Annotated in this window: 15 protein-coding genes and 1 pseudogene; 15 read left to right on the top strand and 1 reads right to left on the bottom strand. The window is 28.9% G+C overall.

What is annotated here, in order from left to right:
• Positions 1-568 precede the first annotated feature (568 nt).
• From rpmH to rsmG, 8 genes are all read left to right on the top strand, one after another.
• Positions 569-703: a 50S ribosomal protein L34 gene (rpmH, locus tag bsdtb5_RS21750; RefSeq protein WP_271714019.1), complete on the top strand. Its 135-nt coding sequence runs from the start codon at positions 569-571 to the stop codon at positions 701-703.
• A 71-nt stretch (positions 704-774) separates the two neighbouring features.
• Positions 775-1,110 carry a ribonuclease P protein component gene (rnpA, locus tag bsdtb5_RS21745; RefSeq protein ID WP_271714018.1) on the top strand — a complete coding sequence of 112 codons (336 nt, stop codon included), beginning with the start codon at positions 775-777 and terminating at the stop codon, positions 1,108-1,110.
• Positions 1,111-1,135: 25 nt separating this feature from the next.
• Positions 1,136-1,348, top strand: a complete 213-nt coding sequence (yidD, locus tag bsdtb5_RS21740) for a membrane protein insertion efficiency factor YidD (protein WP_271716166.1) — start codon at positions 1,136-1,138, stop codon at positions 1,346-1,348.
• 29 nt (positions 1,349-1,377) lie between these two features.
• Entirely contained in the window at positions 1,378-2,604 is a 1,227-nt protein-coding gene (locus bsdtb5_RS21735; protein ID WP_271714017.1) for a YidC/Oxa1 family membrane protein insertase, read from the top strand.
• A gap of 5 nt (positions 2,605-2,609) precedes the next feature.
• Positions 2,610-3,296: an RNA-binding cell elongation regulator Jag/EloR gene (gene jag, locus bsdtb5_RS21730; RefSeq protein WP_271714016.1), complete on the top strand. Its 687-nt coding sequence runs from the start codon at positions 2,610-2,612 to the stop codon at positions 3,294-3,296.
• 111 nt (positions 3,297-3,407) lie between these two features.
• Positions 3,408-4,784 (top strand): tRNA uridine-5-carboxymethylaminomethyl(34) synthesis GTPase MnmE, encoded by a 1,377-nt coding sequence (gene mnmE / locus bsdtb5_RS21725; protein ID WP_271714015.1) that lies wholly within the window; start codon positions 3,408-3,410, stop codon positions 4,782-4,784.
• A 48-nt stretch (positions 4,785-4,832) separates the two neighbouring features.
• A complete protein-coding gene (gene mnmG, locus bsdtb5_RS21720) occupies positions 4,833-6,713 on the top strand; it encodes a tRNA uridine-5-carboxymethylaminomethyl(34) synthesis enzyme MnmG (RefSeq protein WP_271716165.1) in 1,881 nt (626 codons plus the stop codon).
• Positions 6,714-6,721: 8 nt separating this feature from the next.
• Positions 6,722-7,441 (top strand): 16S rRNA (guanine(527)-N(7))-methyltransferase RsmG, encoded by a 720-nt coding sequence (rsmG, locus tag bsdtb5_RS21715; RefSeq protein ID WP_271714014.1) that lies wholly within the window; start codon positions 6,722-6,724, stop codon positions 7,439-7,441.
• Between the two features lie 76 nt (positions 7,442-7,517).
• On the opposite strand, the gene bsdtb5_RS21710 is transcribed toward rsmG, so the two are convergent.
• Positions 7,518-8,471, bottom strand: a complete 954-nt coding sequence (locus tag bsdtb5_RS21710) for an alpha/beta hydrolase (protein WP_271714013.1) — start codon at positions 8,469-8,471, stop codon at positions 7,518-7,520.
• A gap of 367 nt (positions 8,472-8,838) precedes the next feature.
• On the opposite strand from bsdtb5_RS21710, the gene bsdtb5_RS21705 reads away from it, so the two are divergent.
• The 7 genes and pseudogenes from bsdtb5_RS21705 (at position 8,839) to bsdtb5_RS21680 (ending at position 14,720) form a co-directional block, all read left to right on the top strand.
• Positions 8,839-9,924, top strand: coding sequence for a sensor histidine kinase (locus bsdtb5_RS21705; RefSeq protein ID WP_271714012.1), 1,086 nt, complete (start codon positions 8,839-8,841; stop codon positions 9,922-9,924).
• 1 nt (position 9,925) lies between these two features.
• Positions 9,926-10,576, top strand: a complete 651-nt coding sequence (locus bsdtb5_RS21700; RefSeq protein ID WP_271714011.1) for a response regulator — start codon at positions 9,926-9,928, stop codon at positions 10,574-10,576.
• Between the two features lie 499 nt (positions 10,577-11,075).
• The gene (locus bsdtb5_RS21695; protein ID WP_271714010.1) at positions 11,076-11,198 is read left to right on the top strand and encodes a hypothetical protein; all 123 of its coding nucleotides are present in this window, start codon (positions 11,076-11,078) and stop codon (positions 11,196-11,198) included.
• A 127-nt stretch (positions 11,199-11,325) separates the two neighbouring features.
• A pseudogene (locus tag bsdtb5_RS21900) lies at positions 11,326-11,635 on the top strand (reverse transcriptase domain-containing protein); the annotation flags it as partial.
• An 804-nt stretch (positions 11,636-12,439) separates the two neighbouring features.
• Positions 12,440-13,207, top strand: coding sequence for a ParA family protein (locus bsdtb5_RS21690; RefSeq protein WP_271714009.1), 768 nt, complete (start codon positions 12,440-12,442; stop codon positions 13,205-13,207).
• 3 nt (positions 13,208-13,210) lie between these two features.
• Positions 13,211-14,098, top strand: coding sequence for a ParB/RepB/Spo0J family partition protein (locus bsdtb5_RS21685; protein WP_271714008.1), 888 nt, complete (start codon positions 13,211-13,213; stop codon positions 14,096-14,098).
• A gap of 109 nt (positions 14,099-14,207) precedes the next feature.
• A complete protein-coding gene (locus tag bsdtb5_RS21680) occupies positions 14,208-14,720 on the top strand; it encodes a DUF4446 family protein (protein ID WP_271714007.1) in 513 nt (170 codons plus the stop codon).
• Positions 14,721-15,143 lie beyond the last annotated feature (423 nt).

Genomic DNA, 15,143 nt, shown 5'->3' with positions numbered 1-15,143 from the left:
CATAATCCCCCTAATTATAAATTTTCATATACTATATCTTATAACAAATTTGTTGCATTTTCAATGGTTATTATTCTTGGTTGTGGAATATGGCCATATTTTTGTGTATTATTAATTAAATTAATAAGCGAATTATAATATTTTTGTGGATAAACTAAAGTGTATAGTGTGAATTCCTCTGAAGTTAAACAAGTAATCCACATATTAAAATAGTTTATTCACATAATTGTTAATAAACAGTCAAAAATATAAACAGCTTACTGAAATTACATAATCCTTAACTAAAAACTGTATCATGATATAATATTAACACATATTTTGATAGTTATCCACATGTTATCAACAATTTGTGGATAACTATCAAAATTAACAATTGTGAACAAAAAAATGTTGGTAACTTATTCTCTTCAGAAATATTATTGAAAGATTCTAATAAAAAGTGATAAAAGAAGTACTTGACGAAGCAAGAGATAGCGCATATAATTAACATGATATTTTCAATTACATTAGAATAGAATCAATACGCTTACTATATATAGTTAGGTATTATCAAAGGAGGTGTCTTAATATGAAAATGACATATCAACCAAAAAAGAGATCAAGAGCTAAGGTTCATGGATTCAGAGCAAGAATGAGTACTGCTAATGGTAGAAAAGTACTTTCTAGCAGAAGAGCAAAAGGAAGAAATAAATTATCAGCATAGGTCGCATTATTGTGACCTTTTCTTCTATTATTAATGAAATTATTAGAATGAAAAGTGGAAATTAGGAGATTTTGATGTTGTCAGAATCATTAAAGAAAAATCGTGACTTTAAAAATGTTTATGATAAAGGAAAGTCGTATGCAAATAAATATTTAGTCATGTATATTTTAAAAAATGAATTGAATAGGAATAGAATTGGAATATCTGTTAGTAAAAAAGTTGGTAACAGTGTAGTTAGACACCGAGTACAGAGGTTAATTCGAGAAAGCTATCGATTGAATGAAACAATGTTTCAGAATGGTTTAGATATAGTGGTAATTGCTAGAGTAGGTATTAAAGACAAGAATTATAATGAAGTAAGTAGTGCGGTTCTTCATTTAGGCAAAATTCATAAAATAGTAAGATAGAAAATGAGATGAAATAGTTGTGAATATGAAACGAATTTTGGTGTTTTTAATAAGATTGTATCGGAAATATATTTCTCCATTAAAAGGTAGGCCATCATGTATCTATACGCCAACCTGCTCTATGTATGCAATTGAAGCGCTAGAAAAATACGGTGCTATAAAAGGGACATATCTTGCAATAAAAAGGATACTGCGATGCCATCCGTTTGCTAAAGGGGGATATGATCCAGTCCCATAATAGAACAAAGCTCCAAGGAGGAAAAATAATTGTTTAGTGTATTTCTTACCCAATATCAGGGTATTTTTATTGGACCAGTTGCGAAATTATTAGGGTTAATATTAAATGCGTTGTACGAATTTTTATCATTATTCAATGTAACTAATGCAGCTTTATGTATTGTTTTGTTTACATTTATCGTTAAGTCGTTAATGATACCTTTAACAATTAAACAACAAAAGTTTAGTAAAGTTTCTTCTGCAATGAGTCCTGAGCTAATGAAAATTCAGCAAAAATATAAAGGTAAAAAAGATGAAGCTTCAATGAAAAAGCAACAGTTGGAAACTCAAGCTGTTTATCAAAAATACGGTTCTAATCCAACAGCAGGTTGTTTACCGTTATTAATCACGCTTCCAATAATATTCGCACTATATCGTGTAGTATATAATATACCAGCTTATGTTAATGATGTACATGCATTATATGCATCAGTAGCAAATGGTATACAAGATACAAATGGATATGCTAGCATAATGAAGGATTTTGCTAGCCAAGTTCATGTTAAAATTTCTGGTAATTTACAGACGAACAATATCATAGATATATTATCAAAGTTTAATGCAAATGAATGGGATAAGTTAGTTGATAAATTTCCACAATTAGCGGATGTTATTCATACAAATTCAAATCACATCATTCACATTAATAAGTTTTTATTTGGATTAAATATTGCTGATGTTCCTGGATTTACATTCCCTGGTATTATTATACCTATATTAGCTGCAGCATTCCAATTTTTACAAACAAAATTTATGCCTGCTACTGCAAATATGGATGAGAATAGTACAGCAGCATCAACAATGAAGACAATGAATACAGTAATGCCAATTATGTCAGGGGTTATGTGTTTAGCAATGCCAGTAGGTATTGGTGTCTACTGGATTACAGGTAGTGTATTCCAAATAATACAACAAATTGCTATTAATAGATACCTAGATAAAATTGACGTAAATGATTTAATTAAAATTAATGTTGAAAAGTCTAAGAAGAGAAATGAAAAGTTAGGAATTGATCCTAATAAACAATTAGAAGAATTGGCTAAGAAACAGACAAAATCGATTCATACAAGTGTAAATCAAAAAAGTACTAGTACAAGTAATAAATCAAATGAACCATCAAATTATCAAAAGAGTGATGTTTCCTATAAATCTGGAAGTATCGCTGCAAACGCCAATCTTCTGAAAAATAGGAATAATTCTGATAAGGGGGATAAATAATCGTGATGGATTGGACCTATATTACTGCTAAAACAGTTTCTGATGCGATAACAGAGGCAACCATTAAATTAGGAACAAGCAGTGATAATCTTGAATATGAAGTAATCGAGAAAGCAAGTAGTGGTTTTTTAGGTTTATTTAATAATAAACCAGCAAAGATAAAAGCAAGATGTAAGTTTAGCATAGAAGGTGTAACAAGACATTTTCTTGAAAGATTATTTCTTGCAATGAACATTCAAGCTTCTATTGATTTAAAATATGATGAAGTTCAAGGTACGGTTGATATTAATATAAGTGGAAATGAAATGGGTGTTCTCATTGGTAAACGAGGACAAACATTAGACTCATTACAGTACTTAACAAGTTTAGTTGTAAACAAGGAAAGTAGTAGTTATTTAAAAGTTAAGATTGATACAGAAAACTATAGAGAAAGAAGAAGAGAGACTCTTCAGAATCTTGCAAAAAACATTGCGTATAAAGTAAAAAGAACGAAAAAATCTGTTTCTCTTGAACCTATGAATCCTTATGAAAGAAGAGTTATTCATTCTACTCTTCAGAATGATAAATTTGTTGAAACGCACAGTGAAGGCGAAGAACCTTATAGAAGAGTAGTTGTTTCACTGAAAAGATATAATAAAGAATATAAAAAAGATTATAGTAAAAAAGAGTATAATAAGGAAAGTAGTATATAAACAACTTGGTAATAAAAATATTATATCAGTAGGTAGTAGTTAGATGTAATATTCAATGTGAAATAGCCGATAGAATATTATTCTATCGGCTATTGTAAATGGAGAAAAAATATGAATACAGATACCATAGCTGCAATTGCAACAGCGGTTAGCAATGCAGGAATAAGTATTATAAGAATAAGTGGAGAAGATGCTTTATCCATAATAGATAGGATATATTTATCGAAGGGTGGAAAGAAAAAAATATCTGAAGTAAATAGCCACACTGTTCATTATGGATATATTATAGAGAACAGTCAGGTGGTAGATGAGGCATTGGTTTTAATAATGAAAGGTCCAAATAGTTATACAGCGGAAGATGTCGTAGAAATACAATGTCATGGTGGTGTTGTTGTTACGAAGCGTATATTGGACATCGTCATAAAACAAGGTGCTAGACCAGCAGAACCTGGTGAATTTACCAAAAGAGCATTTTTAAATGGCAGAATTGATTTATCTCAGGCTGAAGCCGTTATGGATGTAATTAATGCAAAAAATGATTATGCCTTAAAGAGTTCAATCAAGCAATTACAAGGTAATTTATTAAGTAAAATAAACGAGATACGAAAAAATATTATACGAGACATTGCATTTATAGAAGCTGCATTAGATGATCCAGAACACATATCATTAGATAATTTTTCTGAAGAATTGCTTACGCATGTTTCAGAAAGCAAAATAATATTAGAAAAGTTACTTTCATCTTCAGATGAAGGAAGGATATTAAAAGAAGGAATAAATACTGCAATCATTGGAAAACCGAATGCAGGAAAATCATCCTTGCTGAATGTATTATTGGGTGAAGAAAGAGCAATTGTTACAGATATTGCAGGAACTACAAGGGATACATTAGAAGAATCAATTAATATTGCAGGAATTGGTTTAAATATAATTGATACTGCAGGTATACGTAAAACTTCAGATATAGTTGAACAAATAGGAGTTAGTAAAGCTAAAAAATGGATTGAAGAAGCTGATTTAGTAATCTATGTTGTGGATGCATCTTCAGAACTTGATGTTAATGATAGAGATATCATTTCATTAATAGAAAATAAAAAAGCAATTATTCTGTTAAATAAGATTGATTTAAATATCAAAGTTAAAGAAGAGGAAATTAGAAATATTACAGGTAAAGATGTTATAAGTATATCTGCAAAAGAAAAACTTGGGATCGATCAGTTTAAAGATACAATCATGCATATGTTTTTTACAGGAAATATTGACTTTAATGATGAAATATATATTACAAATGCAAGACATAAGCAAGCAATTCAGGAATCATTGGATAGTCTTGAGCAAGTAGTCCGTAGTATAAAAGATCAAATGCCAGAAGACTTCTATTCAATCGACTTAATGAGTGCTTATGAAAGATTGGGAACTATTATTGGAGAGTCAATTGAAGATGATTTGGTAAATACCATATTTAGCGAGTTCTGTATGGGAAAATAGTTGAAGATATAAAATGGATTGTATGAGTTGAAAGGCATGGGAATCAGAATGGCATATATATATGAGAGTTATGATGTAGTTGTTGTAGGGGCTGGGCACGCAGGATGTGAAGCAGCACTAGCAAGTGCAAGATTAGGATTAAATACAATTGTATTTACAATAAGCATGGATAGTGTTGCACTTATGCCATGTAATCCCAATGTAGGGGGAAGCTCAAAAGGACACTTAGTTAGAGAAATTGATGCGCTTGGTGGAGAAATGGGCAAGAATATTGATAAAACCTATATTCAATCAAAGATGTTAAATGAATCAAAAGGTCCAGCAGTACATTCTCTAAGAGCACAAGCTGATAAGATGGAATATAGTAGAACTATGAGAGGTGTCCTAGAAAGTACAGATAACCTTACGTTAAAACAAGGTGAAGTTGTTGAAATATTATCTGAAGATGGAAAAGTGACAGGAGTTAAAACGTATTCTGGAGCAATATATCCTTGTAAAGCAGTTGTATTATGTACAGGAACCTATTTAAAAGCAAGATGTATTTACGGTGACGTAAGTAATTATACTGGACCAAATGGATTATCAGCTGCAAATTATCTAACAGAATCACTGAAAAATTTAGGAATCGAAATGTTCCGTTTTAAGACAGGTACACCTGCAAGAATTGATAAAAGAAGTATTGATTTCAGCAAAATGATTGAACAAAAAGGTGATGACAAAATAGTACCATTTTCATTTACAAATACAGCAGAGGATATACAAAAAGAGCAGATTTCTTGCTGGTTAACTTACACGAATGAACAAACTCATGAAATAATACGTGAAAATCTTGACCGATCACCAATTTATTCAGGAGCAATTGAAGGAACGGGACCTAGATATTGTCCATCAATTGAAGATAAAGTTGTTCGTTTTGCTGACAAAGAAAGGCATCAAGTATTTATTGAACCTGAAGGTAATTACACAAATGAGATGTATATTGGAGGAATGTCAAGTTCCTTACCAGAAGATGTTCAATATAAGATGTATCGTTCGGTAGCAGGACTTGAAAATGCTAAAATAGTGAGAAACGCCTATGCAATAGAATATGATTGTATAAATCCAATGCAATTAAAATCTACGCTTGAGTTTAAGAATGTTAAAGGTTTATTTAGTGGTGGTCAGTTTAATGGTAGTTCTGGATATGAAGAAGCGGCAGCCCAAGGTTTAATTGCTGGTATTAATGCTGCTCTTAAGGTACTAAATAGAGAGCAAGTTGTAATAGATAGATCAAGCGCCTACATTGGTGTGTTAATTGACGATTTGGTGACTAAAGGTACACGTGAGCCATACCGTATGATGACGTCAAGAGCAGAATATAGACTGATTTTAAGGCAAGATAATGCCGATTCAAGACTGACTAAGATTGGATACTCAATTGGTCTAATTAGTGAGGAACGTTATCAGAATTTACTTAATAAAGAAAAAATGATACAAGATGAAATACTACGATTAGAAAATACTAATATTGGAGCAACAAAGGATGTTCAAGAAATACTAGATAAAAATAATAGTACATTATTAAAAAGTGGTACAACTTTAGCGGAATTAGTAAGAAGACCAGAATTGTCCTATGAAATTGTTAAAGGCATTGATAAAAAAAGAGTCGATCTTCCTGATGATGTTAAAGAACAAGTAAACATAAATATTAAGTACGACGGATATATAAAAAGACAGTTGAAACAGGTAGAACAATTCAAAAAATTAGAGAATAAGCTAATTCCTTCAGATATTGATTACAATAATATAAATAGTTTGAGAAATGAAGCAAAACAAAAGCTTGTAAGTGTTAAGCCATTATCAGTAGGCCAAGCATCTAGAATCTCAGGGGTATCACCTGCTGATATATCTGTATTATTAGTATATTTAGAACAGTTAAGAAGGAGTTAATATAGAATATGAGAGATACAAAAACTCTAATAAATGGTTTGAAGGAGATTAATATTACGTTAACTGACAAACAAATTAGTCAGTTAATTGAATATTATGAGATATTAGTTGAAAGAAATAAGGTTATGAATCTAACTGCGATTACCGACTATGAGGAAGTTGTTACAAAACATTTTATCGATAGTTTGTCGTTAGTTAATGCGTACGATATTACTAAAGAAATGAAAGTAATAGATTTGGGTACAGGAGCAGGTTTTCCTGGTATACCATTAAAAATTGCTTTTCCTAACTTGGAAATTGTATTAGTTGATTCCCTGAATAAGAGAATTAATTTTCTAAATGAAGTTATTGAAAAACTTGGATTAGTAAATATAACTGCAATTCATGCTCGAGCAGAAGAATTGGGAAGAAACAAAGAACATAGAGAAAAGTATGATATATGTGTTTCTAGAGCAGTAGCAAATTTAGCTACTCTATCAGAATATTGTATTCCATTTGTAAAAATAAATGGAGCATTTATTTCATATAAATCAGGAAAGATGGAAGAAGAATTAGAGTCATCCAAAAATGCTGTTCAAAGATTAGGTGGAGAAGTTGATAGAGTGTATAATTTTACACTTCCAGAAACTGATATGGAGCGATCATTAATAGTTATAAAAAAGGTCAAAAGTACATTAAATACTTATCCTAGAACAGCTGGGAAACCATCCAAGGAACCAATCCGATAACAGAAAATAATTTGTATATAAACAGAGAGAGAAAAGTATAGGTTATAGATACTTTTCTCTCTCTGTTTTTAATTTTTTAACTAAAGAAAATATCACAGATAGTTAAAACTTCATATTTATCCTCTAATTGAGGTAAATATTTAGTATTAGGAATTAGCAATGTCTCTATTGAAGAGTTGTAGTTCACATATTCATCAAAAATAGATTCTATATGATCCATATCCATACCACCAATCATATATATACTATTATTAATCTCCTTTAATGCATGTACAATATTAATATTAGTATAATGACAACTAATACTAGTATATAAGTACCTGGAAGAAGGTCCACCATAGTGTGCTGCTTCGTGATAAGCTGATATATATTTATTCTTAATTTTTTTAGTATTTGAAAAATACTCTGAATAAAAAGTTTGTCTTATTTTAATTTTAGAGAATAGGTAATTGTAAATAGAAGTACCTATAAGAGGAAAATCTATTAAATACTTCAAAAGGCGATTTTTAGCCTTTGGCAACTTATTACTTAATGAAATATCTTCAGGATTTATAAATAATAAGTTATTAAAAAGTTGACTATCACTATAACAAGCCATAATAATTGGGGAAACAGACTTTCCAGTTGCAATAATATTAGTTTTCTGCTTGATTACATTTTTAATAAAATCAGATATCAGTTGTACGTATAAATAGTTTGTATATATCATTTTAGGTTTTTCTGAACGTCCACATCCGATTAAGTCAATTGTATATACACTATGCGTTTTGCTTAATTCACCTATAATTTCCTTCCATTCATAATCGGAGCTTGTACAGTTCAAATCATGAATTAGTAATATTGGAGTGCCTATTCCTTTTTTTGTATAGAACACTTTACCAAATCGCCAATTATAATAATTACTATTATCTGAATATAAAGTTTCTTTTAGGGTTGAAAGCAAAAAAATCATTTTGTTTATAAAATAAGTAATCATTACTGATAGGCATGAAATCAATAGGATTAGCGAGAATTTTTTCTTTTTATTCATTATTACGCTCCCTTCTATATACTATATATTATAAATTAAATTATCATATCTTACAAATACTTTTTATGTTAAGTACGCCATTTGTATAGTAATTAATCTAATACATTATAATATTAAAATATTAAATTAAACATAGGTTTTTTCTATAATGTAATAGATTATAGCTTTTACTAAATAACAAAGCAGAAATGATATAATAAGTATATAAATATAAAGACGAAAATGGGAATATTAATACCATTTATATAAAAAAATTATATATTTACTTTAAAAATTCTTGGTTTTGTTATATGATAGATATAATTAATATAAATTTAAAATATCTATCATAGATTTATTTTTATTCACAAGATAAGTGAGGTTATATATGAAAACGAGTTTAAAGGAATTTGAAAAAGAAAATAGCACAGATAAGATATTAACATATTTGTCCCAAATACAAAAAGACTATGAAGAACTAAAGGGTGAGTTAGCAAATAAAAAGAAAGAAACTCTTGTAAGTATTGATATACTTAAAAAAAAGGAAGAATCACTTACTAATAGTATTGATCCAGAACTTAAATTATTTTCACCTAATGCAAGTAAATTATTTGATGACCAGGTGGAAGTGCATCAAAATGTTATATGTTTAGAAAATGAAATGAATATCTTTGAGGAAAAAGAAAATAACATTGATGAACGCTTGTTACATATAAATGAAGTGATAAATTGGTGTAAAATTAAAGGGGGATGTAATAGTGATTATTTATTTGATTCCCTAGGTTTTACAGAGTCTGTGGATTATGAGAATTTTAGATTAAAGTTGTTACAGACTCAAGAGGTAGAGAGAAATAGAATAGCTAGAGATCTTCATGATACAACAGTTCAAAATTTGACGAATATTGTTCATAAGACTGAATTATGCTCAAAGCTAGTAGATATTGATACAATTAGAACAAAATTAGAGTTGCAAACGATGATTTCGACAATCAGAACGACAATTAAAGATATGAGATCTATTATATATAATTTGATGCCTATGTCTTTAGAGGACTTGGGTTTACAAATATCAATTGATCAACTTGCAGGTCAAATTATGCAAAATAATAATATAAAAGTAAAATTAAATGTACAGGATGCAAATATTAAGATTCCATCAATTGTAAATCTAACATTATTTAGAATTATTCAAGAATCCTGCAATAACATAATAAAACATGCAAGAGCAAACGAAATATCAATTCAATTAAATTATAATAATAATAATATTAATTTGCAGGTTCAGGATGATGGAGTAGGATTTGAGTTGAAAAATAGTGTTTTATCTGGTAATAGTATAACTTCAAATTTTGGTCTTTCTATTATGAGGGAAAGAGTATATCTGTTATCTGGACATATTAATATTGAATCAAAAAGAAATTGCGGTACAACAATTACTGTAAAAGTACCTATAAATAACTATATGGAGGAGTAATATGACACCAATTAAAATTATAATAACTGATGATCATTCTATGGTAAGAGAAGGGCTAAAACAATTACTTGAATTAGAAGGGGATATTCAAGTAATAGGTGAGGCTAATGATGGATTTGAATGCTTAAAGCTGATAAATGAATTAAAACCAGACGTTGTTTTATTAGACATTAATATGCCAAATTGCAATGGGTTAGAAGTCTTAGAAATATTAAAAAAAGAAAACAGAAAAGAAAAAATACTTATTTTAACAATACATAATGAAGTTGAATATTTATTAAAAGCGGTTGAAATTGGAATCAGCGGATATGTATTAAAAGATAGTGAATCCGCAGTATTGAAAAAAGCGATTTTCTCTGTTAATAATGGTGAAACTTTTATTCAACCTAGTTTAACACCACTACTAAATCAAAAACTTTATCAAAATAATTTAAGTATTGATGATGAAACAGATTTATTAACAAAGAGAGAATTAGAAGTATTAAAATTATTAGCAGAAGGATTGTTTAATAAAGAAATTGCGTATAAATTATCAATCAGTGAAAAGACTGTAAAAAATCATGTATCTAATATATTTAAAAAAATTAGTGTATCAGATCGTACACAAGCAGCAGTATATGCAATTAAAAATAATATCGTTGAATTATCTTAATAATAGATTAGTAGATTAAATTAATTATTAAATATTATATTAAAAGGGAATGTTTCACGTGAAACATTCCCTTATTTATGTTCGCCCAGCATGGGCGAACTCTTACGAGTGAAAATCTCGAGTGTGCCATTGTAGTAGGAAACATATAGCTAAAAATAGGATGTCCACTGTGAGGTGGAAATAAGAAGGAAGTGGGAGGCAAACCTTTGGTCTGACGAACAGAAATCACATACAAGGCAGTTCATAATGGATAAGGTTGCATATCAATAGTCCTATACTACTGAAATGATTATGAATTGTAAATGTGGAAGATAGATGGAGGGAAAGGGTTCGTTCTTAACTGGAGAGTTCTCACGCTTTATTCCAAATACTTGTAGTGATACAAGAGTGAGATGTGAGAAGTCAGAAAAAGCCATAGTAGTGGTGACGTCTAGGGAGACTTAGAAAGAGCGAAGGGCTGAACAATCTTATCAGTTACTAAAATTGTGATTGCGTATCAATGCAGACATCAGGTGCAATTACACTCTATGCGAAAGCATATGGCGGTAGCAAAGATACCACGAAAAGAATGGAGGTAGCGAATGTGAAAACTAAAAGTTTATTAGAACAGATACTGAGTTAGAAAATCTATATTAAGCGTTTCTGCAAGTCAAACGCAATAATGGTGCAGAGGGAATTGACAGAATGAGATCAATGAACTCAGTGAACATCTAAAAGCAAAAGGTGAGAGGATCAAGGAAGAAATAAGAAATAGAAAGTATAAACCTCAACCTGTAAGAAGTGTAGAAATACCAAAACCAGACGGCGGAGTTAGAAACTTAGGAGTTCCAACAGTAACAGACCAATTTACTCAACAAGTAATAACACAAGTACTAACACCTATTTATGAAGAATAATTTCATATCAATAGCTATGGTTTTAAACCAGGTAGATGTGCGAAGATGGCAATTATAAAATGCTTAGAAATGATGAATATTCGTGGATAGTAGATAATGACTTAGAAAGTTCTTTGACACAGTAATACACGACAAGCTTATAAACATCATATCCAGAACGATTTGGCAAACACTCGAAAAGGATGTGCTAGAGTTACAAGGTCATTTATATTATGTAGAGCGATTACAAATGAAAGACTAAAGAAATTTGGCCTAGTATTGCTACTAGACCAATATCAGTCAGTTCATATTTAGTTATAAGATTGAACCGCTATGTACCGAACGGTATGCACGGTGGTATGAGAGGACAGATAATCAAGTAATGATTGTCTTTACTACTCGATTTATATAAAATAAAATAAAATAAGTATAAATTATCAGTTTAACTAAATATATATGAAAGATTATTTTATTAAAATATATTTATTATATATATATTAATTGAGATTAATGTTCTTTTAAACAAGTAACAATTTTCTTGTTTATTTGATTTTTAATATATAAGAAAGTGATAAGACAAATTAACCATTAAGTCATTATATACTTTAATATACTAAATGAGAAATCTATTTGAGATAATCGATAACTATTATAATATATAAATATATATCTATTAGTTAAAATGTTTCACGTGAAACATTTTATAAATGCCAAAATTACGTTGAATGTGTAAAATAAACTAATGATTGATAAAATAATATAATATGTCTCTAGATGTATAAGTTTGAGAAAGACAAAAAAAGTAAAAATGGAATCTTAAATTGTAATTGACTGATAATCATCTACACAAACATATAAAATATAGTAATTTACTATAGATATAAAAAATATTAAATGATATAATATTTATTAGTGTAACAATGTAATATATAGTAATATCAATATGACAATTTGGTTTAAATGAATTTTTCAAAAAGGAGGGGATTTTATGGGCCGTATAATAGCAGTCGCAAATCAAAAGGGTGGTGTCGGTAAGACAACTACAGCTATCAATTTATCATCTTGTCTAGCTGAAAAAGGTAAAAAAGTATTAACTATAGATATTGATCCCCAGGGTAATACTTCAAGTGGTCTTGGAGTAGACAAGAATAATATTGAGAATACAGTATATGAACTGATGATAGGTAATGCATCAATACAAGAATGTATAATTACAAATATATTTGAAAATTTATCTATAATCGCATCAAATGTAAATTTGGCTGGTGCTGAAATAGAGCTAATAGGTATTGAAGAAAAAGAATACATACTAAAAAAGAAAGTTAATGAAATTGTAATGGATTATGATTATATTATAATAGACTGTCCTCCATCTTTAAATACATTAACTGTGAATGCTATGACAACAGCAAATACTGTTTTAGTGCCAATTCAATGTGAATATTACGCATTAGAAGGATTAAGTCAATTAATTCACACAATAAATTTAGTTAGAAATAGGTTGAACCCTAACTTGGAAATAGAAGGTGTTGTGTTCACTATGTACGATGCAAGAACAAATCTATCATTACAGGTAGTTGAAAATGTTAAAGAAAACCTGGAACAGCGTATATATAAGTCAATCATACCAAGAAATGTTCGTTTAGCAGAAGCTCCTAGTCACGGACTACCTATTAATATTTATGATCCTAAATCTACTGGAGCAGATGGATATCGTGATTTGGCTGATGAAGTAATTGGAAGAGAAGAGGAATAATATATGGTAGCAAAAAAAGGTTTGGGTAAAGGTTTAGATTCTATGATACCTGAAAAAGTTAACAAAGTTAAAAATGAGGATAATTTGGATAATGTTTCACGTGAAACATTAATTGACATAAGTGAAATTGAACCAAATATGTCTCAACCACGTAAAAACTTTGACGACGATGCTTTATTAGAATTATCAGATTCAATAAAAGAATTTGGTATTATCCAACCATTGGTTATACAAAAAAAAGAAAAAAATTATGAAATTATAGCTGGTGAAAGAAGATGGAGAGCTGCAAAGTTGGCAGGGCTTAAGCAAGTACCATGTATTGTAAAAAATTATACGTCTCAGCAAATAGTAGAGATATCATTAATAGAAAATATACAAAGAGAAGATTTAAATGCAATAGAAGAAGCACTTGCGTATCAAAGACTAATTAACGAATTTAATCTAAAACAAGATGAGGTCGCTGAGAGAGTATCTAAAAGTAGAGCTGCTGTTACGAATTCAATTCGATTATTAAAGTTAGATGCAAGGATACAGCAGATGCTAATTGATGATATGATATCAACAGGGCATGCAAGAACTATAATTCCAATTGAAGACAAAGAAGTTCAGTATAGTATTGCTATGAAGATTTTTGATGAAAATCTTAGTGTACGTGAGACTGAAAAATTAATAAAAAAAATAATGGAAGCTCCTGATGACAAAATAAAAAAAGAGAATGAAATAGATGATAGCCTTGTCTATAAAGATATAGAAGAAAAAATAAAAGGTATCTTTGGTACTAAGGTTTCTATAAATAAGAAAAATAGAAATAAAGGAAAAATAGAGATCGAATATTATTCGAATGATGAATTAGAAAGAATAATTGAGTTATTTGAAACTATACAAGCATAGCACATACATATTCCTAGCATAAGAGTTACAAGATAGACTAGGGGTAGTATAATTGAAGAAGTATAAAACAATATAAATTCGGATAAAATGTAAATTAAGGAGAATAAAAATGGATTTATTTAATAACTTAGGAATTGACATAGGATACGTCTTGATTGGACTATCTGGACTCACATTTATTGTATTATTATTATTGATTATAACAATGATAAAACAATCCAAATTAAAGAAAAAGTATAATTTATTTATGTCTGGTGCAGATGGAAAAACAATTGAAAAGCAAATATTAGATAAATTTGAAGAAGTTGATCAAGTAAAAGAAGATATATCATCTATTAAATCTAAGTTAGATATAATTGATACAACACTGTTAGTAACATACCAAAAAGTAGGGATTGTTAAATATGATGCATTTAAAGAGATGGGCGGAAAGCTTAGCTTTGCGTTAACACTATTAAATAAAGAGAATGATGGTTTTATAATTAATTCAATGCATAGTAGTAGAGAAGGTTGCTACACGTATGTAAAAGAAATTATAAAAGGTGAATCTTTTGTTGTTCTATCAGACGAAGAAAAAAAATCATTAGAAGATGCAATAGCAAGTAAGAAATATATAGAATAAGTAAAAGAAAAAAGAGAACTATGATAACTATACATATTATTGTTCTCTTTTTTTGTACCTAAATATATATAATTACAAAGTTGTTTAAAAAAGTAATTACAAAGTACAGTGACTTATATATTATAACTGATATATAAAATGTATAATATAATTTACATTTTGTTTAGTATAAAGATAAAGAATATATATATTAGAAGCATTATAATAATTAAAAAGTCTATTTTTGTAGAAAAATAAATACTAATACATAAAAAAAGAACTTTAAGATATAATAATAGATATAACATAAAAAAATTATTATATGGCAAGGTTCTACTATATATAAAAAAAAATTATAGATATATAGAAATATAGTTAAATAAAAAGATTGATAATAAAATAACAATATTATTAAAGAAAGGATGTCATAAAAACGGATATTAT

The sequence above is a fragment of the Anaeromicropila herbilytica genome (assembly GCF_016591975.1).
GTDB classification, from domain to species: domain Bacteria; phylum Bacillota; class Clostridia; order Lachnospirales; family Lachnospiraceae; genus Anaeromicropila; species Anaeromicropila herbilytica.
The sequence above is the reverse complement of the archived record's forward strand: the minus strand, read 5'-3'. Positions and strand labels throughout refer to the sequence as shown.